Origin of the sequence: Heliobacterium mobile (assembly GCF_009720735.1) — a bacterium.
Classification (GTDB): Bacteria; Bacillota; Desulfitobacteriia; order Heliobacteriales; family Heliobacteriaceae; genus Heliobacterium; species Heliobacterium mobile.
In genome coordinates this window covers 1-22,148 of sequence record NZ_WNKU01000022.1, presented here as the reverse complement: position 1 = coordinate 22,148, position 22,148 = coordinate 1, and the positions used below count along the sequence as shown (strand labels likewise).

Genomic DNA, 22,148 nt, shown 5'->3' with positions numbered 1-22,148 from the left:
AGAAGCGCCCTCCTCGTGACGACGGGGAGGGCGCGTGTTTTATCACGAGAATCTGTGATAATATTATTGTTATGTAATCAGCGGGAGGAATTGGCGTTTCATGGATATAGATAAGTTGACGACACTGCTGCAGGCTGTACAGAACCGGGACGTGCCCGTTCACGAGGCCGTTGAGCGTTTAAAAGGCTGGCCCTACGAGGACATTGGCTTTGCGAAGGTGGACCACTACCGGGCCTTGAATCAAGGATTCCCAGAGGTTATCTTCGGCTTAGGGAAAACGCCTGAGCAGATTGCCGCCATTTTTGAGCGGCTGGCGGCGAAGGGGTTGCCTGTGTTAGCGACCCGCTGTACACGGGATGCCTATGAAGCTGTAAGGGCTAAGGTTCCTGATGCGGAGTACAACCCCCTCGGGCGAACAGTTACGGTGCGGGTGAACGTAGGAAGTCAACAGGATAACCTGGTTGATGATGTGGGAGCTGCCGAATCGAAAAGCACCAGCTCAAAGAAGACGGAGCAACGAGAGTGCGAGCATAACATATCCGGGGTCGAGGCTCTGGGCACTGTCGCTGTCGTCACCGCCGGCACGGCTGACCTACCCGTAGCTGAAGAGGCTGCCGTCAGCGCCCAGGCGATGGGATGCCAAGTGCGGCGAATTTTTGATGTTGGTGTAGCTGGACTGCATCGTCTGCTGTCGAAGCGAGATGAATTAATGGACGTGCAGGTGATCATTGTCATCGCTGGAATGGAGGGAGCCTTAGCATCGGTCGTAGCAGGCATGGTCGATGTCCCTGTCATTGCTGTTCCGACGAGCATCGGCTATGGCGCTAACTTCGGTGGGCTCTCGGCATTGCTGGGCATGTTGAACTCCTGCGCTCTTGGTGTCGGTGTCGTCAATATCGATAACGGCTTTGGTGCAGCCGCGTTAGCTGCTACGATCGTTCGAGGGTATCGACGATAAGCGGGACGATGACATTACGGAGAGGTTAGCATTTAAGTAACGCTTTTTATAAAGAGATCTTAATAAAGTGATAGAGTAAAAAGTTGCAAAAGAATGTTTGATAAAAAAATTCAATAAAGGGATTTAACAAGAGACTCAATAAAAAGACTCAATAAAGAGATTCGATAAAGTCCTTATATAAGATTATCGTCGGAATTCGCGGGAGGTAGTCTATTGAACAGCAGAGAACATTACCAATTAATCGTTGATCCCGTTTCAGGCGCTGCCGGTGACATGTGGTTAGGGGCGCTCGTCGATTTGGGTGTTCCCTGGGAAGAATTGCAGCAGACGATCAGCAGCTTGAATGTGGACGGCTACACGTTGCAGAAGGAGCCCATCATCAGCAAGGGGATTCAGGCTACCCACGTAAAGGTTATCCTCGATGACCGGCCACAGCCCCATCGGCACCTTCACCATGTGGTCAAGATCATCGAAAGTTCTAATCTGGACGAAGCGGTGAAGTCCAAGGCCATCAAGGTATTTACACGGCTGGCCGAGTCAGAAGCTAAGATACACGGATGTGCCATCGAGAAAGTCCACTTCCATGAAGTGGGCGCCGTCGACGCGATCATCGACATCGTCGGAACTTGTTGGGGTCTGCAGTATCTCGGAATAGAGGAAATCCATGTGCTTCCCCTGCCGCTAGGCACGGGGACAGTGCACTGCGCCCATGGGGAGATGCCTGTTCCAGCGCCGGCCACAGCCGACTTGGTTCGAGATTTTCCGGTGTATCTCGGTGGAGGGCATGGGGAACTAGTGACGCCTACGGGAGCCGCCTTATGTACCACCTTGGGCAAGCCCATCGATTCCAAGCAGTCCTTGGAGGCTTTTCGAATTCAAAAAATCGGCCACGGCGCCGGTTCCCGACCGGCTCAGGAACGGCCCAACGTCCTCCGCCTTTTGCTGGCAGAGAGAAACGAGGTTGTGGGAACGGGAACAGAACTGCTGGATCAGGATAGAGTAGACGTGCTGGAGACGACTATCGACGATATGAATCCCCAGTGGATCGCTCCCTTGATGGACAAGCTCTTCGAAGCAGGCGCGCTGGATGTACAGGTATCTTCGGTCATGATGAAAAAAGGACGTCTGGGTCAACATCTGACCGTCCTCTGCACTCCAGAACGACGTACAGCATTGATGGAAACCTTATTCACGCATTCGACCACATTAGGCGTCCGTTGCCGGCGTGAACAGCGGTTTTGCTTGTCCAGAGACTGGGTAACGGTGCCCACCCAATACGGCGATATTCGCATCAAACGTGGGAAAATTGGGGAACAGATTGTCAATGTTCAGCCAGAGTATGAAGAGTGTCTCGCCGCCGCCAAACAGTATGATTGCTCCCTTAAAGAAGTCTATCAGCATGCCCTCGCGGAATATCAAGTGTGTCTGAAGGCAACCGAATGACTTCGAATGCCCCTGAATGACCCCGTACCTGAATATAATGAAAAAGCCGCCTCTTGCATTTTGCATGAGACGGCTTTCTGCCTTTTCCGGAATAAATTAATTTTATCGAACCTCGACATTTGGAGCAGCTTTCCTGTTTCAGTATCTTACATAGCTGTTTCTCGATATTATTTCCGAGTATCCCTATTCAATATCGTTCTAAATAATGTTTCTCAAAAAGTGGTGCATAACGATCCCATTGGCCAGCAGTATCACAATTGCGACACATATTTGTGCCACTTTACTGATCATATCTTCTTCCTGGCTGTGGGAACAGATGGAGTAAAGCAGCAGGGACAGGCCAGCCAAAACGCTGAGCTGCAGTAAACAGGCTGTGATGAGGGCGAACATATAGAAAGACCCCCTGATCGTCCGATAATAAACAGAACCTGTTTCATTGCTTTCGACGAAGCTGTGAAAAATCCTTTATAAAAACGAATCTCAACGGAATAGCAGGACGGGTCCTGGGCTCGAAAATAATTAGGGGCTCCTTGAGGAATAATTCCTTTTGGAAAGGAGACCTGTGCCGATGAGTGTATTGGGAAGACCCCTCGGCGTTCAACTTTTGGCCGAAGTTTGGGACTGTAACGCTGAAAAACTGAATGACATGAAGATGATAGAAGAGATCATGGTCCGAGCCGCCGAGAAGGCCGGTGCGGAGATTCGAGAGGTGGTTTTTCACCGCTTTGAACCGCAAGGGGTCAGCGGTGTCGTGGTCATCTCCGAATCGCATTTGACGATTCATACTTGGCCTGAACTGTCCTATGCGGCGGTAGATATCTTCACCTGTGGGGAGCGGGTCGATCCCTGGGTGGCTTTAGACAGCCTGGCTCAGGAACTCGATGCGGAAGAAGCTCACGCGATGGAAATCAGCCGGGGAATGAAAAACCTTAAACGGCTGAGAAAGATGAAAGAAGAGCAAGGGAACCTATAAAAAAGAAGGCAGCCATCGAATATCGAAGATGGCTGCCTTCTTTTTTACAAGAAAACGTTTTTACCGATAGATTGCGGCTTGCTTGGCCATAATTGCTTTTTAGCGACGGTCATTCCGTTTGGTTCAGGGTTCGTAGATCATCTTGCGGGTCATACCGCCATCGAGGATTAAATTGGTGCCGGTGATAAAATCATTCCCTTCGGCGGTGAAAAACAGACAAGCCCGAGCGACATCTTCCGGTGTACCGACACGCCCGGCTGGATGCTGAGCATGGTCGATAGGGCGAAGTTCATCGTAGTCTCCCGTTTCTATCCATCCCGGGCTGATGGCATTGACTCGAATCTTATCGGCGGAAAAGGAAAGGGCAAGGGCATGGGTGAGAGCGACGATCCCGCCTTTCGAAGCAGCATAAGCTTCGGAATCAGGCTCCGACATGATGGCCCGTGTGGAAGCAATATTGACAATAGCTCCGCCTCCATGACAGCGCATGACTTTCGCGGCTTCCCGGGAGCAAAGAAACACACTGCGCAAATTGGTGTGAACGATATCGTCCCATTCCTCGACGGTCAACTCATAGGGTGATTTCCACCGGGATACACCGGCATTGTTGACAAGGATATCGATACGACCATATTGCTTTTCTACATCGACCATGAAGGAGGAAATAGCTTGGGGCTGCCGAACGTCGAGGGGATAGAAATAAGCTCGGCCTCCCGAAAGGCGCAGCTCTGTTTCTGCCTTTCGACCATCCTCCGTGTTTTGCTCAGCGATGATGACGGTGGCCCCTTGAGAGGCATACATTTGAGCGATGCCACGGCCGATACCTCGTCCCGCTCCTGTAATTAGGGCAACTTTACCTTTGTATTCCATCGATAGCCTCCTATACGAGGTTACATTTAGCGAATGGTGAAGGAATATGCGTACGTTGTAAAAAAACAAAAACGAAAAAAGAAAGCGACTTTTGGCAAGTCGCTCCTTTTTTATAGGTGCACACGTCAGATTACATCCCAAACTCTTGGGCCAGGGCCGTAAAGGCGGGCAACGAGTTTTCGATGATTTTCTTTTCCATACAGTAGGCGATGCGGAAGTATCCCGGTTTACCAAAGCCGGTTCCGGGAACTAAGAGGATGTTATGGCGTTGAGCCCTCCGGATAAACTCGATATCATCGGCCAGCGGAGATTTGGGGAAGAGGTAGAAGGCCCCTTGTGGCTTGACCATCTCAAAGCCCAGTGAGGTCAGGTGGTTATAGAGAAGATCCCGCTTTTCCTTATACTCGTCGATGTCGACAGATTCCTTTTGCAGGTTTGCGACCAAACGCTGCATCAAGGCGGGCGCATTGACGAAACCGAGGATGCGGTTGCAGAAGACAAGACCGTCGAAGAGAAGTTCCACTTCGTCACATTCCGGGTTGACTGCAACATAGCCGATGCGTTCGCCGGGCAGGGCCAAGTCTTTGCTGTGCGACGTCACCAACATGCTGTTGCGAATGTGGGAGAAGACAGGCGGTACCTTCACGCCGTCGTAAGCGATTTTCGCATAAGGTTCGTCGGAGATGACGAAGATGGTCCGGCCGTGTTCGGCGCTTTTTTCTTCGACGAGGCGATTCAGTGCGTCGAGACTTTCGGCGGGATAGATGACCCCGGTTGGGTTGTTGGGCGTGTTGATGATGATGGCTTTCGTTTTCGCTGTGATCGCGGCGGCGATGTTGTCCAGATCGAGCTGGAAGTCCTCACGGCTCTGGACGACGACGGGCTGACCGCCGTGGTTGTTGATGTAGAATTTGTACTCCACGAAAAAGGGCGCTACGATGATCACTTCGTCGCCAGGATCAAGGATGGCCTTAAAAGCAATATTCAGGCCGCCGCCAGCGCCGACGGTCATGACGACATGGTTGGCTGTCAAGGCTTTGCCGCTGGCTGCACTGAGAGCTTGGGCCACAGCGGAGCGGGTTTCTTCGTAACCGGCGTTGCTCATATAGCGGTGCATGCCGGGAATGGGGTGATTGGCCAATTCTTTTAAAGCCTCACGGAAGGCAGCGGGGGGCTCGTTGTTTGGGTTGCCGATGGTGAAATCGTAAACCTTATCAGGTCCGTAAATCGCCCGTAGACGATCGCCTTCTTCAAACATCTTCCGAATCCAGGAGGATTGGGTAATCTGAGCTCTGATCTGCGATGCGACGGAAATAATGATCGCCCCTTTCCATTTATTATATCTATGATAAAGCGAAAAAGCTGAGGAGACAACTGCAGGAAGGGCGAAAGTTCCCATGGCTGGGCCTTTACTCGGCCATCTGCCCTTTCATCATCCAAAGGGGGACAAGGGAAACCAGGAGTAGCAAGACGTTAAAGACGGCATTGAAGATGACTCCGAAATACAAGGATATGGCCGTATCGACGAAAAACCAAAGGGTGATTCCGACAAAGATACATTGCCAGGCCCAAGGTTCTTTTTTAGCAAGAGGATAGTGGGCGAGAAAAGCGATAAAAACGCCCCAGCCGGCACAGGTGGCGCCCAATACGCCGTAAATCCAAGCCTGAAAGGTACGGGGCGGTTCCTGGGAGAAGGGGTCTGGCCAAAAGGTTGGGTTGATTTGGTCGTTAAATAACAGATCAAAAAACGCCGTCTGGCTAAAAAAAGCCAGCACTAATCCGAAGACCGTAAAAGCCAGACCAAAGAAGAAGAGCCATTTTCTCCAAAAATGATAGTCCCGCATCGATACCCCTCCATGCAATCATGTTGACCGTTTTCATTAGGACTATCTTAAACAAGTGAGTCGCTAAGAAACACCGGTTTCCACAGTACTACCTTCTAGGTAGGGGGCAGGGGATTGGATTGAAAGAGAGAGCTTCGCCAATTTTAGCTTCACAGAGAATTTATTTTAATGTAACCACTTCGCCGGTGATTGCGTCGATTTGCCGAATCGCCAACGGCTTTGCGATTATGTAGCGGAGGTAGGCTCGTGGTGAACGTTGACCATAGAATTCAGGCCACTCATAGATCAACTGAAGGTCGCTCTGTTTCAGAAAGGCTGTTTTTGCTTGAACGGGGATAATCGCTTTGGACGGATCGGGGTGGTCTTTCAACTGCGCCACTTGACCATAAAAGGAGGATAATTTACCGGTTTCTCCGTCAATCGTGAGGGAGTAAGGTCTCCAATCGGGAACACCTTGGTACAGTCGGTTCACAGAAAAGGTGTAATCGGTGTTTGAGTTTAGTACATCTTGCGGAAGTTTGCTTCTATCGACCCAATCAGGGATCTTCTCAGGGACGTACCGATGTATTTCCATTTCATATTCGCCTTTTTCTAACGTAGATGCGAGGAATGTAATTAATGTCTCTTGCGCTTGGGCTACCGTAATCTTTGGTTCTTTTTTGCCTTCATTTCTGTCGACGGCACAATAGAAATTGTTTACTTTTCCTGTTTCACTGTTCACTGCGAGTGTCAGAGAGCGTATATTCGATGGGCCTGATGAAGTCCGGGTTAGACTGGTTGCGTCGGTTGTATTCATCATCCAATTATACGTGGTTTGCGGGCCAGTGGATGTGTCTCCGGGGGCAGAATCGATATGCAATTCCATCCGGTCTACATCGAGTTGAACCACCTTTTCCATAAATCGAGCAGCATCTTCTTTGTTGCGAATGAGAGACTCGCCGTTCCCATGGATAGTGATTATTTCTCGTGAAGGGACGGATGAGGATATCCCTTCACCCGTTTTTGCATCAATGAGGTAAGAATCGACGGCATAGACGAGCCGAGCCTTCGCAGAGGGAGAGAAGATTGATTCGGTACCGTCAGGGTTGTAGATAAGCCGGAGTTTTAACCATTTGTCGGCGGAATTCTTGATCTCTTCTGCCGTTTTTAGATCGACTGCTGCGGGGAAGATGGACTCATCGACTATGAGAGGTCCAATGTTGTTGGCGTTGATAATATGTCCGTTGGCATCCACATCGATGGTCCAACCGCTGTTCAGCACCGGGATTCCTTTGACGAGCCGCTGAAACTGCACCGTTCGGAAATGATACTTCTTGTCGTTTCCCCGGCCGTCACCAGATAGGGAGTAGGAGATGAAATCGCTGTCGCCCAGACTGAACTGCTTGTATTCTTCACCGGCAACCAATCGTAAAAACGTCGTCGCTTGGGCGATGGCAAAGTCTTTTGATGGATAATCCTCACTGGTCCAAGTGTCATCGTGCCAATTGAAGCGGATTAGATTCCCCTTCTGACCATCAAAAGTAGCTGTTGCGAAGCCATGGTTCTCCGCTTGTGGTCCACTGAGGTTAATGTGCCACAATGTCTTGTGTCCGTCAGGGTCCCAGTAGCCGAATGTTCCATCTAACAGTTCCAACTGTTTGCCAGTGACCTTCATCCGGCTTAAGTCATGATCCAGAGACATTAAAGTTTTTAAGGTAGCATCGCTTTTTGTAACGACCTCCGGGTAAGGTTGGTTTTCGAAGAGGAGGATCGAAGGACCCGCATCCGCTGTGGAAGTTGATACCGAAGCCGCTTCAGCGATGGGAGTATCACCGTCGACGGGGACTGACAGCATGGATGGGGTTAATAATAGGGCCAAGGTGATTCGAGACAAAGTTTCTTTCATAGGGATAGCCATGCTTCGAAACGGGCCTATTTCCCTCATAAATGGCCTCCTTTTACATGAATGATAAAATAAGGTAGTTCGTACTTCGATAAATTCTATGAATTACCTTTTTTGCTCAGAGCTTAGTGTAAAAGTTTTTGTAAGCCTAAAGGAGGAAAAGAGCCAGAAAAGACGGCTATAGTCTCTTCTGGCTCTTTTCACGGGATTTAATAACACTTCTTGCGGCCCATAAAATCCTGCACATCATTCAGAGCTTCCCCAAAGCGCTGGAAGTGAACTACTTCCCGTTCCCGAAGGAAGCGCAGCGCATCCTTGACACCGGGATCATCGGTCAAATTGATCAAGTGTTCATAGGTAGCCCTAGCTTTTTGTTCAGCCGCAAGGTCTTCGTGCAGATCAGCGATGGGATCGCCGGTAGCCTGAATATAGGCGGCCGTCCAGGGTACCCCGTTGGCATCTGCATAATAGAGGGCGTTATCATGCTGGGTATAAAAGCCGCCCAGACCGACTTCTCGCAGTTTCTCCGCCGGAACGCCTTTGGTGAGCTTATAAATTAACGTTGCAATGACTTCCAAGTGGGCTAATTCTTCCGTGCCGATATCGGTGAGAAGACCTTTAGTGTTCTTTATAAGTTGATATGGCTATTCGCCTAGTTCGACCTCGACATGGCCGTCTTTGAATACGTTCACTCGGTTCAAAAGATTCGACACAATGCCTCGGCGTTCATCAGCAGAGGCCTGAGTCCAAAGTTCCGGGAAGTTCTTTAATACCTCCATGATGTCGGCCATGGTGATGGCCCTTTCTTCAGCCTTTTGAGTCCGGGCTTCTACATCGACGATTTCGGTCTCCAGGGATTTCTTTTTCTCCCGGAGTCCCTTGATTCTCTCCACCAAGTCGTCTGGGGAGATAGCCCCTTTTTCAAAGGCCTCATACCATCGTTCCAGTTTTTTATCGATACCGGTGAGCTCCTTGCGAAGACGGTTGAGTGTTCGAAGTGGCTCTTTGTCTTCGTTGCCCTCCAAAAGCTCTCCGGCGATTTTGGATACAGCATCGGTATCCACGCTGTATTTTCGTAAAGCATCTACGACAGCATCCTCAACTTCAGTGGCCCGTTTGTACCCCACCCGGCATTCCTTCGAGCGGGTCATATAGGGCGTGCTCTTATCCTGGCTGTAGCAGACATAGTAATCGATAACCCTCTTCGGTTCTTTGCAGGGATAGTTCTGCCATACACGCTTATAGCGCATTCGGGCGCCGCACTCCCCACAGTAAACGATACCCGACACGAGTCCACCATGGACCGTAGCGGCCGAACGGACAACTCCACGCTGGGCCAGCAACCGTTGCGCTTCGTCCCATTTTGACCGGTCTAGGATGGCTGGATGATTGCCTTTATGCAACTCGCCTTTATGTTCGATTACACCAAGGTAAATGGGGTTGGTTAATATAAACTTGAGTGTTACCGTGTTCCACTTACGGCCGGTGGGGGAAGGGATACCTTTTTGATCTAGAAGATCTACGATACCCTTGTAGCCTCGTTCGCCATTGAGGTACTCATCATATATCCAGCGTACCAGGTCGGCCTGTTCTTCGTTGATAACAAGGCGCTTTTTTGCCGGGTCGTGGTCGTAGCCGAGGGGAGCGGGACCACCCATAAATCGTCCTTGCTTGGCACTTTCTTTCTTCGCCAGCCGGACCCGTTCAACGATCGTTTCCCGTTCCAACTGCGCAAAGACGGCCATCATTCCGAGGGCCGCCTTGCCAAAGGGTGTCGTTGTATCAAAAGATTCGGTAACCGATTTGATACCGATTCCGTGGGGTTCAAATATGTCTTCCAGAAGGTACAACGTGTCCCGTTGCTTCCTGGAAAGACGGTCTAACTTGACGAACAGGACCGTATCGAACTTTTTTGTCTGGGCATCTCGGATGAGTCGCTGCATGTCTGGGCGATTGAGGTTCTTTCCAGAATATCCGTCATCGACGTAGAAGTCGAAGATCTCCCAGTCCATGGCTTGGCAGTAAGAGAGGAGACGGGATTTTTGAGCGGGGATGGAGATGCCATGTTCGGCTTGTTCGTCCGTGGAGACGCGGATGTAGGCGGCTACGAGAGGCGTAAGAATTCCCCCTAATCTTATCATTGCCTCTATAAAAATATGAAAAGGGGTTTTCTTCTAGGAATGAATCAGCCATTTATCTTTACGAGCCAGTGATAAAGGCACCAAGCTGGCACATTACATCACTCCCCCGGGTTACGCAACCGATTGTATGAGTGGTCTCCTTCGATTCTTTCAAGTTCGAGCGCATATTCTTCTCTGCGCTTATTAATTAAGACCACAGATGCTAAAACACAAATGACAGAAAAGAACACCAAGATACCGATCAGTAACGGGAAGTCCATATTCACCACCCTCTGCCTTAAGGTTTGTAGGATTACTCTATATGTTTTGCTTGTGGAAATCAATGAGGGACAAGAGAAAAAATACTTGGGAAATTGCGTAAGCAGACCGATACGGAATAGAATTGAGGTTGCGCAGATATCCACAATCTGTGGGTAACTCTGTGGATTATGGGTGTATTAATGGTGAGTTAACTGTTGATAACCAGTGCACCCATAAGAACATGTGCATTATTATTAAAGACGGCTTTTAAGTTCGTGGAAAATTTAGTAAAATGAGTTTAAGCAATGTTCTTATGGGGTAAAAAAATGATACTTATTATAAGTTTAATTGCGGAGGTCTAAAATATATGAATTCGGATATCCGTTGGCAACAGAGATTTTCTAACTTTAAGATGGCAACCAGTCAGTTGACGGAATTTATCGAGAAAGATGAACTAAATAAGTTCGAAACTCAAGGTCTAATACAGTGTTTCGAGTATACCTTTGAACTGGCTTGGAAAACCATGAAGGATTATCTAGAAATAGAAGGGTTTGACCCGAAGACCCCTAGGAAAACGATCCAGACGGCGTATCAAGTTGAATTGATTGAAGATGGTCATGCTTGGATGGACGCATTGGAGAAAAGAAACTTAATGGCACATACCTATAACGAAGATAGGGCAAAAGAATCGGAAAGACTTATTCGCACGATATACTACTTTGCCATTCTCAAACTTTGCAAAAAATTCGAGGCATTACTATGAACTTTGGCTTGACGGAGTCCGATCTTCGCTACATCGTAAACACGATTAAAAGCTACGGAGAAATTGACAAGGCGGTTATCTTCGGTTCAAGAGCCAAAGGGACTTTTCGGCGAGGATCCGATATTGATATTGCTATTTATGGCGATAAGGTTACATTTGATACGGTGACTTCATTACATGCTAAGCTTGAAGAAGAAGGTCCGTTGCCTTATTTCGTGGATATCATAGACTTCACTCACTTAGATCACGAGGCATTAAAAGACCATATTCACCGTGTCGGAAAGGTAATTTACGAGCAGCATGCTTGAATCATTCTCATTTGATGTGCTATGGCGTATGTGACCATGGAAAGTGAACCGTCGACAGTTCGATTACTGCAATAATTGAATATAAAAGCGGAAAAAGAAGTCTATCGTAGATAACACGACAGACTTCTTTTTCATATCATAGCTTCAGCTTAGCCAGTGCATCGGCAAGAGCTGTATTCGTAATTCCTTCGTCCTTGTTCTTTTGCAGAAACTTGCTGACTTCTCTTTTGTTCATGGAATTTTTCTTATCTTCGTTCCGTTTGGTGAAGGCGCTGAGCTTTTCTCGATAGCCGCAAGCGCAGGTGAAGGTTTTGCCTTCCCCTTCGCCGATCATTTTCATTTTCTTTTTGCACTGGGGGCAGCGGGCGTTGGTATTCAAGGAGAGGCTTTTTCGATAACCGCACTCACGGTCCTGGCAGACTAACATTTCGCCTCGTTTTCCCTGGACTTGCAACAGGAATTTCCCGCATTCGGGACACTTTTCTCGGCTGAGATTATCATGGCGGAAGGTTTGGTTGTCACCGACGACGTTGGATACCAATTGGGTCGTATAGCCGCGTATTTCGTTGATGAAATGATCTCGATTTGCCCGGCCTTTGCTGATCTCTGTTAATCGCTGCTCCCATTTTGCCGTGAGTTCCGGCGATTTTAACTCGGAAGGGACTAAGTGGATGAGCTGCATTCCTTTGGAAGTGGGGACGATTTCTTTTCCTTTACGTTCCATATAAAAAGATGAAAAGAGTTTTTCGATGATGTCGGCTCGGGTCGCTGGTGTTCCCAGACCGATTTGGCTGCCCATTTCTTCTCGCAGTTTCTGGTCTTCGATAAATTTGCCGGGGTGTTCCATCGCCGATAGCAGCGTAGCCTCGGTGTAACGGGCTGGTGGCTTCGTTTTATTAGCTTGTGTTTTCACCGCATCGATGCTCAGTTTGGCTCCCTTTTGGATTTCAGGGAGGGTCTGTTCCGGTTCTTCTTCATAATCGGTCCAGGGGTCTTTCTCTTCCATATTACCGAGACCCTCGTAGACTTGGTGCCATCCTTTATGTTTGACGATTTTGCCTTTGGCTGAGAAAAGCTCTCCTTGGATAGAAGCTTTGATGGTCGTTTGCTCATACTCAAAGGGCGGGGAGAGTACGGCGAGAAAACGCTTGACGATCAAGTCGTAGATTTTGCGTTCATCGGGGCTGAGCTTGGCCAGGTTCACGTATTCTTCCGTCGGGATGATGGCATGGTGATCGGTGACCTTAGCGTTATCGACGAACCGTTTGGTCGGGGTGATTTTGTTTCTCAGTATCCCTCGGGCGAGATCCGCATAGGGACCGACGGCGATACTTTGTAGGCGTTCCGGTAGGGTAGGGACCATGTCTTCGGTGATGTAACGGGAGTCGGTCCTCGGGTAAGTGACTAGTTTATGGTTTTCATACAGTTGCTGCATGATCGAGGCTGTTTTTTTGGCCGAAAAATCGTATTTGCGGTTGGCGTCTCGTTGCAATTCCGTCAGGTCATAAGCCAGAGGTGGAAGTTCTCTTTTAGCTTCTTTTTTGATATCGATGATTTCCGCCGGTTGCCCAGCGACCTTTGCGATGATCGCGTCCGCCTCGGTTTTGTTAAAGATACGGTTTTGGCCATTCTGCTTGTCTCGCCAGATGAGAGAAAAGCCCTTGGTGGTGGCGTGGATCGTCCAGTAGTCTTTAGGGACGAATTGTTTAATTTCCTTTTCTCTTTCGACCACTAGGGCCAGGGTCGGTGTTTGCACACGGCCCGCAGAGAGTTGGGCGTTATACTTACAGGTTAAGGCTCGGGTGACGTTTAATCCCACGAGCCAATCGGCTTCGGCGCGGCACTCGGCGGAAGCGTAGAGATTTTCGTATTCTTTTCCTGGTTTTAGGTTGCGAAATCCCTCTTGAATGGCCCGGTCGGTTTGAGAAGAGATCCAGAGACGTTTGATCGTTTTGCGCCATCCTGCTTTTTTCAGGATCCATCGGGCGACCAGTTCGCCTTCCCGTCCGGCATCGGTGGCAATCACGACTTCATCGATATCGGGCTGCCTGAGTAGGTTTTTGATGATGCTGTATTGTTTGGCCGTCTCTTTCATGACGACTAATTCCATTTTCGGAGGGAGCATGGGGAGAGCTTCGAGATTCCAGGTTTTATACCGATCATCATACGCTTCCGGATCGGCCAGTGTGACTAAGTGTCCCAGTGCCCACGTGGTAATGTATTTGGGACCGATCAAGCATCCGTTTCCTTTTTGATGACAATGTAATATTTTTGCGATTTCACGGCCGACGGACGGTTTTTCCGCGATGACGAGTGTCTTTTTCACGTTTTCACTCCAGCTTCTTTCTATCCCCGGAATATTATCCTGTATTCTGACAGAGAAAAACAGCTATCCAACTGATTTTAGATGAACTATTCCTTTCAGGAAAAACTAGTTTTTAGGTGAATATGGAATCGTCTATGTCCCTTAGCCTGTTTGAGCCTATCATAGGCTCGTTTTTACTTCGGTTGATTTGAACCTCCGATTAGGTGGCGTTCAACTTCGATTTTCTTTCCATTCACGTGCAGCAAAGCAACAGTAATCGGTAAATTAAACCGTTTCGGACCGGCACTTCCGGGATTGAGGTATAGAACACCCTCTTTTTTCTCTTCTGAAAATTTATGCGAGTGCCCATATACGACGGCGTCGATACCGTCGGCCTTCGGAACGATGTTCAGCTTCCCAATATTGTGGATGAGATAAAAGCGAAGTTCACCGATATTGACGACTTCTGTTTCGGGCAGTTGTCGGCTCCATTCGTCTTTATCACAGTTTCCCCGAACCGCGACAAGGGGAGCGATTTTTTGGAGTTCATCGAGCACTTTCGGCTTACCGATATCGCCGGCGTGAAGGATCAAATCAGCATCTTTTAGCGCCTCTAGGGCTTCTTTTCGGATTAAGCCGTGCGTATCTGAAATGATACCGACGGTCATACAGTGATTCTTTGTCTTCCATATGCTCATCCGATTTTTACCCTCCGTACAGACTAACATGAAGTCTCGCATTTAGACACACATCGACGTAATAAATGCCTAAGTATTAAAGTGCGATTTTAGCACAGGTGGCTCGAATATCATAGCTTGATCGTCCTCGCAGAACAGACCCTCATCAATAGGGACACATGGCCAACTGAGCGGAAAAGCTGAAAGGAATTTACCCCAATCGGTAACGATTGTGCGCCCTACCGATAGACCTACCGATAGAATCCAATCATCTTACCCACACTAAGCAGAAAAACGAGTTCATTCTTAGGGGGCCCTACATTTATGCGTATTCAGATAGAAGAGCTGCGGGAGCGGGCGAGACAGGCACATCAACTTTGGGAAGCTTGTATTCTCTGCGGACGTCGATGTCAAATCAACCGCCGGGAGAGGGCGGGGCTATGCCGGGCGGGTAACCAAGCGGTGGTGGCTTCCTACGGTCCCCACTGGGGGGAGGAGCGCCCGCTCGTGGGGACCGGTGGTTCCGGTACGATCTTCTTTTCCTATTGCAACCTTTCCTGCGTCTTCTGTCAAAACTACGATATTTCCCATGAGGCTGAGGGGGAAGAGGTGGACGGAGCTGGTTTAGGGGCCGTCATGCTCAGTTTGCAAAAGCAGGGATGCGAAAACATCAATCTCGTCAGCCCAACCCACTATGTACCGGTCATCCTGGATGGGTTGGCCCAGGCCGCAGAAAAGGGATTACATATCCCTATCGTGTACAATAGCGGCGGCTATGACAGCCTCGAAATCTTACAACTGCTTGATGGTATTATTGACATCTATTTGCCTGATTTTAAGTTCGCCAGCGACGATTTGGGCCACAAGTTCTGCGGAGTTAAAGACTATGCTTCGGTGGCGAAAGCAGCGCTGAAGGAAATGCATCGCCAGGTGGGGCTTCCTCAATTGGATGCGAAGGGGACGGCACGACAGGGATTGATCATCCGCCATCTGGTGATGCCAGGGTTACCGGAGAATACATTCGATGTGGTTCGGTTTGTCGTCGATGAAGTGTCCCCACAGAGTTGGGTCAATGTGATGGCTCAGTACTACCCGGCCTATCGAGCGGAAGCGCATCCACCGCTTGACCAGCCCTTATTCCGGCGGGAGTATCGTCAAGTGAGGAGGCAAGCTAAGCGTATGGCGCCAGAGATAAGGTTACTTGACGATATCTAAAAAAGGATCCCCCGTCGCCAGAGTTGGCTGAACGGGAGATCCTTATAATCCTAACGAGGATGCTAATTCGTTTGGGTCATATCCTTTATTGCGCTTAATTTTGCTGATGTCAATAGGGATTCAATAGTTTTTAACTCCTCATTGTGTTTGTTTAGTTGGCTTTCATCTAGATAAGGGTTTTTGCCGCTTAATTTATCGATTAAAAACTCATCTGTCGTAAGCAGGATATCAAGGTGAGAAGCTAGGGCTTCGTACTCCGGAACTTTTCGCTGATTTATTTCACTATGTATCGCTTTTAGGTTTGTTCTGATTTCTTCCAGTTCGTTTGTAGTTAGGCTTTTGGTCTCCTTTCTTAGCATTGGTGAGACCGTTTCACTGGAATATTTCACTGCATCTTCACAGGTATATAAATAAAGAGATCTTTTTGTAAGTCTCATGTCTTTTTCACTAGAACTCTCCGGGGTGGCTTTTTGGGGAGGATTACCACTGGTGCAACCCGTTAATAGGATAATAAGGACGGTAACGGCCAATGCGGCAAGCTTTTTCGTATTACTCACCCCCTTTACAGTAGGATTGAAAACCTAAATCCAATATATTGATTTTGGATATTTTTGTCAACACATTATCGTGTCATTCCGAAAAAAACCCCTCATAATGCAGATTCCCATTGAAAGGAACCCCATCGCATAACTGGAAGGGGGCAGGGGGAAACTGACCCCGAGGGGGTAACCTCTGTGACCAAGGTGACACCAACCGGATTAAGGCGTAATATTTGCACTAACCGCCTGACCGCCGCAGCAGATAAGAAATCTCCCCAAGTAGGGCGTAACTTCAATTGCGCACTGGGAAGCAATATAAAAGTCATCCAGAAAATCCTTCAAAATGACGGATTGGTCATCTACCGAAAGATCCGTTTGGACACCAATCCCTTTCGGGCATGTTACGTCATTTATGTAGACGGCATGGTCAATAGCGATTTACTCAATGAAAATATCCTTCGGCACCTATTAATCTTCAATTTTGGAGATCGACGGCAGGCGCCGAAGATGTCTTTTTCTGATGTATTGATGAACCGAGTTCTGTCGACGGGGAATGTCCAGACAGAGAAGGTCATCGATTCGGCCATACAGAGCCTTTTATATGGAAATGTGCTCGTTCTCGTCGACGGGATTCCCTTTGCCTTTGTTATCGACGCCAAAGGATGGGAGATCCGTTCTATTTCCGAACCGGAAACAGAGCGGGTAGTGCGGGGGCCTCGGGAAGGATTTATCGAGAACCTCATCACCAATCTAACCATGATCCGCCGGAAGATGATCAATCCCGCCTTAAAGATGGTCTTTCGGGATATCGGAACTCGGACAAGAACGAAGATTTGCATCATCTATATAGAAGGTATCGCCCGCCCAGAGATCATTCAAGAGGTATACCGCCGACTCGATAAAGTGCAGCTCGACGGCATCCTTGAACCGGAGTACATTATTGAATTCATCCGGGATGCGCCCCTGTCCCCCTATGAGACGATCGGAACGACGGAACGACCCGATACGGCGGTAGGCAAGCTGTTAGAAGGCCGCATCGTCATCATGGTCGACGGATCGCCTTTTGCGATCACCCTTCCCTATCTCTTTTTAGAGTATTTTCAGGCGAATAAAGATTACTACGATAGTTTTCTCTATAGTTCCGCCAATCGGCTGCTTCGCTATATAAGCTTCTTTTTGACTACAAGCACTCCAGCCATCTATGTAGCCTTGGTCAACTTTCACCAGGAGATGATTCCGACAAGATTATTGATTAGCATCGCGTCGGCAAAAGAAGGAGTGCCTTTTCCGGCGGCGATTGAAGCTTTCATCATGCTCATGGCCTTTCAATTACTGCGGGAAGCCGGTGTGCGGCTTCCATCCCCCGTTGGTCAAGCTGTCAGTATTGTGGGGGCTTTAATTTTGGGAGAAGCCGCCGTCACAGCGAAAATTATCAGCGCTCCGATGGTGATTGTGGTTGCCTTGACGGGAATATCCGGATTTTTAGTACCAGAAATGCCGGGGGTTTCTTTTTTCTTGAGTTTGTTCTTTTTGTTCTCGTCCTCTTTTATCGGCTTTTTTGGATATATTTTCGCGGTCATCGCTGTCACCATCCACATGACAAGCCTTCGTAGTTTTGGCTTGCCTTATCTTTCGAATCTGACATCTATCCATGGGAAAGAATTGAAGGATACGGTCGTTCGTGCCCCCTGGTGGTGGATGACCTATCGACCACGGTTACTGTCTCGAGATAAGCGGAGATTAGCTGATCCAGGGAGACCCGAACCATGAAAAAAAGCATCTGTGTACTTTTCGTTTTTTGGCATCTGTTTGTCCTATGGTCAATGACTGGATGCTGGAATTTTCGGGAGATTCGAGATTTAGCCATTGTCATCGGGGCTTCTTTTGACAAAAAAGATGATCAGATTTATTTAACGGTTGAGGTGCTAAGCCCCAAAGGGGGAGAGCAGGAGCAAGGCGCTACGGGTTCGCTCGGCATCACGCCGCAACTCTTTGAGGGTTCTGGGAAGACGGTATTCGAGGCTGTTCGCAATATGATCTCTAAAGCGGGAAGAAAGCTCTATTGGAGTCATGCTAGAGTTTTCATCGTTAGTGAAGATGTCGCCAAAGAGGGAATCATTCAAATTATCGATTGGATTAACCGGGACGCAGAGGTCCGTCCCCAAACTTGGATACTGGTGAGCAAGGGACAGGCAGCTGGTGACATACTCCGGACTCAATCCAAACTCTTTGATACCGTATCGATGCAGATCGATACACTATTACGGAATCAAGGTAACTCGGGGAAGTTGTTAGGTGTAACGGTTGGTGATTTCCTAGAGGAAATGCAAAAGCCAGGAGTGGGGGCTGTGGCGCCGATTATAGAAAGCGTTAAAGATGGGAGAGAGCAGATTCCCCAGGTGAAAGGTTCTGCCCTGTTTAAGGGGGAAAAGCTGGTAGGCTTCTTAGATGGAGAGGAGACTATGTATTTGTTATTCCTCCGGAACCAGATGAAAAAAGGAACCCTCATTGCTGTCACCGCACAACAGCCAAAAGCTAATGTCAGTCTAGAAATTTTCCGAAGCCACACAACAAAAACAGTTCGTCTAGTGGACGACCGTCCTGTAGTGGATATTTGGGTTGACTGCTTAAGTGGCATAGCCGAAATATCGGAAGAAAATGATGTGATTTCCGAAAGAGGAAGCCAAAAGCTGACGGAAAGAACGAACAAAGAGCTACGTAATAAAATTACCGATACAATTAAAAAAGTGCAAAATGAGTATGGGACCGATGTATTTGGTTTTGGCAACTTGATTTACCGCGAACGACCAGACCTTTGGGAAACAATTCCTAAAGGTGGTTGGGCTAAAGTGTTCCCGACAGTGGATACGAATGTAAATGTTAACATAATGATGAGAGGCAGTGCCAAGCTTTCAGAACCGACAAGAATTGGTGAATGAGTTGGAATATCATTATTTTATATTTTTACTCTTTTCCATCTTTGGTATTGTAGAAGCCATTCAGCTTTATCATCAAAAGCAACGGAAGGAACTGACGATCTATCTGTTCCTATTACTACCAGGTCTGGTCATTACGGTCTACACGGCCACACAGGTAGGCCTTCCGAGCATAGCTGAAGAGTTGGGGTCTTGGTTTGGTTGGATGTCCCAGTGAGGAGGGTAAAATGAAGCGAGAACCGCTTTCGTTTAAGCAGACGGTCTACTTGCTCATCTTGTTTATCATCGGCAGTACCATAATATTGCCCGTGGGCACCGAAGCGAAGCAAGATATTTGGGCGGCGGTTCTACTCGCTATTGTAATGACACTTCCAGTAGTTCTCGTTTATGCTCGGATTTTATCTCTATATCCGGAGCGGAACTTGCTGGAGATCAACGAACAGATATTGGGGAAAGTCGTAGGCAGGTTCATCAATTTTTTGTTCGCTTTCTATGCTTTTACCTTATGCGCTCTGGTACTGGACAACTTCGGGCAGTTTATCAACGTTACTGCTATACCGGAGACACCATTGGCCATTCCCATGTTGATATTATGCCTATTGGCCCTTTGGGCAACGAAGGAAGGCCTAGAGGTCATAGCCCGAAGTGGGGAGGTCTACTTACCGATTATCGTCTTTGTTGCGACCTTTACCTTCCTCTTTTTAACGCCTAACTTAAATATCAATCGATTACAACCCTCGTTGTACCAGAACAGTGGGGGCATCGTCTCTGCAGCATTACATCTGTTTAGTTTTCCTTTTGCAGAAACAGTCATCTTTACGATAATCATATATTGCACAAATAAAACGAAAGCAATGGCAAAAGTGTATCTAGCGGGATTGCTCATCGGGGGCGGAATCATCTTACTCTCAGTAACTTCTGTTATGGCGGTAATTGGCCCAGAACGATATCAAGCGTCCTATTTTCCAGCCTATTTAGCGGTACAAACCATCAACGTAGGCGACTTTCTGCAGCGGGTGGAGGTGGTCGTCTTTTTAATTGCCATTTTTGCAGGATTCATTAAAATATCTCTTTGTTTCTTCGCCGCTTGTAAGGGCTTATCCAATGCTTTGGGATGTAAGGAATACCGTTTTCTTACGGTTCCCTTGGGCTTACTAGAATTCCTTTTTGCCTCTAACTTATTCAACAGTACAAAGCAGATGGCCCAATGGGCTTCTGAAGTCTACCTATATTTTGCCTTTCCTTTTCAGGTAGCCTTACCGATGGTCATATGGATACTGGGGGAAGTAAAGCGGCGGGGACGACAAGGGAGTCCTGAAGTTGATCTTCACGATGAATTACGTTGATAAGTCCTCTGCGATGCAAAGAGACCGCAGAGGGCTTTCGAGTGTAAGGACCGAAAAGACTGTTGTTATGGGCAATGCTGAACCGAGCAAAGCCGTCATAGGCTGGTGGGTTTAATTCGCCCCATGCTGTTGAAAAGCTCGATAAGCAACCGGCGTAAACAAAACCGAATCGAGTAGGGCTGTCAGCGCCATAGCCACCGGCTGGGTCAGGATGAGGTCAAAGCCAAGCAGCCCAGTTTAAATTTAGAAAGATTGAGCAAACCAGCGAAGAGGTGTTGCGGGGCTCGATGAGATCAAAGCTTCCGTAGAAGCTGCGTAAAGGGAAATGAAACGGTCCATGGGTCGCTTATCTTTAGCGACGATACATTTACACAGTGATATAAGCTCTTATATGTACTGAAACCTGAGCTACATAACAGGATCAACTGCCTAAGCGGTATAATGTAGAAAGTCTATCGCATGTATACGCGATAGACTTTCAGTGTCTTTGTGTGAAGATTTCCATGTTATCGATGATTGTTTATTTTGTAAAATGGCGCAAGGTTGGTTTCCGTTTAAACTAACTGTGGTGTCTTTAACTTACTTAATGCAAGTTCGGAGACGTACGGCGGCACATCGTAAAAGGTGCTTAATATCTCAACGTCTTTAAGTGTTGTATTTTCGGAATGGATATCCGGTAAGTCGTTATCCCGTTCCAAAATAGTCACTTGAAGGAATGCGCACAACCGATCCAAGGCGTTGATGATATCTTTCGCTTGTTCCGTAGTTTCTGGACTCTTTTTTTCCTTCAATACTTCGGTATCCAGTTCGATGAGTAACACTCCAGCTTGTTTCGACAGTATTTGGATCCAGTTTAATTGTCTTTGCGTAGGCGGTGTTTGGTTCATTTATCAGTCACCTCAAATAAATTAAAAATGAATCAAATTTGTTAAATAGTTACCGTAGATACCCAAGGTAAGGATGAGCGACTTCGAACGAACAAATTTAGATATATCCATCATATCAGGAAGAAAGGTGTCTAACAATGAGGTTGGGGCTTCTGACTGGTAGAAAAGTCCCGTCTTCGAATTGCGGTACAGACGACTGCGTGCCGAGTTCAAGTTATATGGAAAATGTTTCTTATTGAAGTCGCCGCGAATAAGTGATAAACTACAGTTCCTGTCGGGGACAGAATGCCTTATATAACAAGGCAGTACCCTAAAGGATGCATAATTCTGTTTGTAGTGTAAAAGCAAAACAAGTTATTGCCTAATAATACCAGTTGAAACGAGAAATAAAGCGTGGTATTATAAAGTTCCGCCCGGTAGTTCGGGAGGAATTCTCTGGTCCTTGAAAATCAAACAGTTGTTAAAGCAAAAGCGTGCGAAACCAAAGTCAATTCGGCCCGCGCAAGCGGGACGGACAATGATTTCATTTATTAGAGCTTGACTCAAGCTTATCTACATTTTTTGTGGAGAGTTTGATCCTGGCTCAGGACGAACGCTGGCGGCATGCCTAACACATGCAAGTCGAACGGAGAATGAAGAAGGTTTACTGGATTCATTCTTAGTGGCGGACGGGTGAGTAACGCGTGGATAACCTGCCTGAGAGTGGGGGATAACAGCCCGAAAGGGCTGCTAATACCGCATAACGTTGTCTGGGGACATCCCTGGACAACCAAAGGAGCAATCCGCTCTTGGATGGGTCCGCGTCCGATTAGCTAGTTGGT

The 22,148-nt window shown here is 47.9% G+C and carries 21 protein-coding genes and 1 rRNA gene; 11 read left to right on the top strand and 11 right to left on the bottom strand.

The window, feature by feature from the left end:
- Positions 1–100 precede the first annotated feature (100 nt).
- The gene (larB, locus tag GJ688_RS15105) at positions 101–958 is read left to right on the top strand and encodes a nickel pincer cofactor biosynthesis protein LarB (protein ID WP_155477387.1); all 858 of its coding nucleotides are present in this window, start codon (positions 101–103) and stop codon (positions 956–958) included.
- Between the two features lie 213 nt (positions 959–1,171).
- A complete protein-coding gene (gene larC / locus GJ688_RS15100; protein WP_155477386.1) occupies positions 1,172–2,401 on the top strand; it encodes a nickel pincer cofactor biosynthesis protein LarC in 1,230 nt (409 codons plus the stop codon).
- 198 nt (positions 2,402–2,599) lie between these two features.
- Here the strand turns inward: larC and GJ688_RS15095 are convergent, their stop codons facing one another.
- Complete coding sequence (locus GJ688_RS15095) at positions 2,600–2,791, bottom strand: hypothetical protein (protein WP_155477385.1); 192 nt, start codon at positions 2,789–2,791, stop codon at positions 2,600–2,602.
- Between the two features lie 178 nt (positions 2,792–2,969).
- Between GJ688_RS15095 and speD the strand changes: the two genes are divergently transcribed.
- Complete coding sequence (speD, locus tag GJ688_RS15090; protein ID WP_155477384.1) at positions 2,970–3,374, top strand: adenosylmethionine decarboxylase; 405 nt, start codon at positions 2,970–2,972, stop codon at positions 3,372–3,374.
- A gap of 123 nt (positions 3,375–3,497) precedes the next feature.
- On the opposite strand, the gene GJ688_RS15085 is transcribed toward speD, so the two are convergent.
- The 6 genes from GJ688_RS15085 to GJ688_RS15060 all read right to left on the bottom strand — a co-directional run bounded on the left by GJ688_RS15085 (position 3,498) and on the right by GJ688_RS15060 (position 10,111).
- Positions 3,498–4,244, bottom strand: coding sequence for an SDR family NAD(P)-dependent oxidoreductase (locus GJ688_RS15085; protein ID WP_155477383.1), 747 nt, complete (start codon positions 4,242–4,244; stop codon positions 3,498–3,500).
- A 130-nt stretch (positions 4,245–4,374) separates the two neighbouring features.
- Positions 4,375–5,559 (bottom strand): pyridoxal phosphate-dependent aminotransferase, encoded by a 1,185-nt coding sequence (locus tag GJ688_RS15080; protein WP_170292048.1) that lies wholly within the window; start codon positions 5,557–5,559, stop codon positions 4,375–4,377.
- 94 nt (positions 5,560–5,653) lie between these two features.
- On the bottom strand, positions 5,654–6,088 hold the full coding sequence (locus GJ688_RS15075; protein WP_155477381.1) for a hypothetical protein: 435 nt from the start codon (positions 6,086–6,088) through the stop codon (positions 5,654–5,656).
- 160 nt (positions 6,089–6,248) lie between these two features.
- The gene (locus GJ688_RS15070) at positions 6,249–8,012 is read right to left on the bottom strand and encodes a YcdB/YcdC domain-containing protein (protein WP_155477380.1); all 1,764 of its coding nucleotides are present in this window, start codon (positions 8,010–8,012) and stop codon (positions 6,249–6,251) included.
- 167 nt (positions 8,013–8,179) lie between these two features.
- Positions 8,180–8,602: a manganese catalase family protein gene (locus tag GJ688_RS15065; protein ID WP_170292047.1), complete on the bottom strand. Its 423-nt coding sequence runs from the start codon at positions 8,600–8,602 to the stop codon at positions 8,180–8,182.
- Positions 8,603–8,614: 12 nt separating this feature from the next.
- Positions 8,615–10,111 carry a recombinase family protein gene (locus GJ688_RS15060; protein WP_155477379.1) on the bottom strand — a complete coding sequence of 499 codons (1,497 nt, stop codon included), beginning with the start codon at positions 10,109–10,111 and terminating at the stop codon, positions 8,615–8,617.
- 607 nt (positions 10,112–10,718) lie between these two features.
- On the opposite strand from GJ688_RS15060, the gene GJ688_RS15055 reads away from it, so the two are divergent.
- A complete protein-coding gene (locus GJ688_RS15055; protein ID WP_155477378.1) occupies positions 10,719–11,114 on the top strand; it encodes a nucleotidyltransferase substrate binding protein in 396 nt (131 codons plus the stop codon).
- Positions 11,111–11,422 carry a nucleotidyltransferase domain-containing protein gene (locus GJ688_RS15050; protein ID WP_155477377.1) on the top strand — a complete coding sequence of 104 codons (312 nt, stop codon included), beginning with the start codon at positions 11,111–11,113 and terminating at the stop codon, positions 11,420–11,422. Before GJ688_RS15055 ends, GJ688_RS15050 begins: the two co-directional genes overlap by 4 nt.
- Positions 11,423–11,558: 136 nt before the next feature.
- Here GJ688_RS15050 and GJ688_RS15045 read toward each other — a convergent pair whose 3' ends face one another.
- Positions 11,559–13,748 (bottom strand): DNA topoisomerase III, encoded by a 2,190-nt coding sequence (locus GJ688_RS15045; protein WP_170292041.1) that lies wholly within the window; start codon positions 13,746–13,748, stop codon positions 11,559–11,561.
- A 173-nt stretch (positions 13,749–13,921) separates the two neighbouring features.
- Positions 13,922–14,425, bottom strand: a complete 504-nt coding sequence (locus GJ688_RS15040) for a metallophosphoesterase family protein (RefSeq protein WP_235911023.1) — start codon at positions 14,423–14,425, stop codon at positions 13,922–13,924.
- Positions 14,426–14,728: 303 nt separating this feature from the next.
- Here GJ688_RS15040 and GJ688_RS15035 point away from each other — a divergent pair, with 303 nt between their 5' ends.
- Positions 14,729–15,619: a radical SAM protein gene (locus GJ688_RS15035; protein ID WP_155477375.1), complete on the top strand. Its 891-nt coding sequence runs from the start codon at positions 14,729–14,731 to the stop codon at positions 15,617–15,619.
- Between the two features lie 62 nt (positions 15,620–15,681).
- On the opposite strand, the gene GJ688_RS15030 is transcribed toward GJ688_RS15035, so the two are convergent.
- Positions 15,682–16,176 carry a hypothetical protein gene (locus tag GJ688_RS15030; RefSeq protein ID WP_155477374.1) on the bottom strand — a complete coding sequence of 165 codons (495 nt, stop codon included), beginning with the start codon at positions 16,174–16,176 and terminating at the stop codon, positions 15,682–15,684.
- A 177-nt stretch (positions 16,177–16,353) separates the two neighbouring features.
- On the opposite strand from GJ688_RS15030, the gene GJ688_RS15025 reads away from it, so the two are divergent.
- From GJ688_RS15025 to GJ688_RS15010, 4 genes are read left to right on the top strand one after another with little or no spacing between them, the layout of a single operon-like run.
- Positions 16,354–17,928 carry a spore germination protein gene (locus GJ688_RS15025; RefSeq protein WP_328597380.1) on the top strand — a complete coding sequence of 525 codons (1,575 nt, stop codon included), beginning with the start codon at positions 16,354–16,356 and terminating at the stop codon, positions 17,926–17,928.
- A complete protein-coding gene (locus GJ688_RS15020) occupies positions 17,925–19,097 on the top strand; it encodes a Ger(x)C family spore germination protein (RefSeq protein WP_155477373.1) in 1,173 nt (390 codons plus the stop codon). The genes GJ688_RS15025 and GJ688_RS15020 overlap by 4 nt, the downstream gene beginning before the upstream one ends.
- Positions 19,060–19,311: a hypothetical protein gene (locus GJ688_RS15015; RefSeq protein ID WP_170292040.1), complete on the top strand. Its 252-nt coding sequence runs from the start codon at positions 19,060–19,062 to the stop codon at positions 19,309–19,311. The genes GJ688_RS15020 and GJ688_RS15015 overlap by 38 nt, the downstream gene beginning before the upstream one ends.
- 10 nt (positions 19,312–19,321) lie before the next feature.
- Positions 19,322–20,440 carry a GerAB/ArcD/ProY family transporter gene (locus GJ688_RS15010; RefSeq protein WP_155477371.1) on the top strand — a complete coding sequence of 373 codons (1,119 nt, stop codon included), beginning with the start codon at positions 19,322–19,324 and terminating at the stop codon, positions 20,438–20,440.
- 554 nt (positions 20,441–20,994) lie between these two features.
- Here GJ688_RS15010 and GJ688_RS15005 read toward each other — a convergent pair.
- Positions 20,995–21,327 carry a hypothetical protein gene (locus GJ688_RS15005; RefSeq protein WP_155477370.1) on the bottom strand — a complete coding sequence of 111 codons (333 nt, stop codon included), beginning with the start codon at positions 21,325–21,327 and terminating at the stop codon, positions 20,995–20,997.
- A gap of 560 nt (positions 21,328–21,887) precedes the next feature.
- Between GJ688_RS15005 and GJ688_RS15000 the strand changes: the two genes are divergently transcribed.
- Positions 21,888–22,148 (top strand): 16S ribosomal RNA (locus tag GJ688_RS15000); the annotation flags it as partial.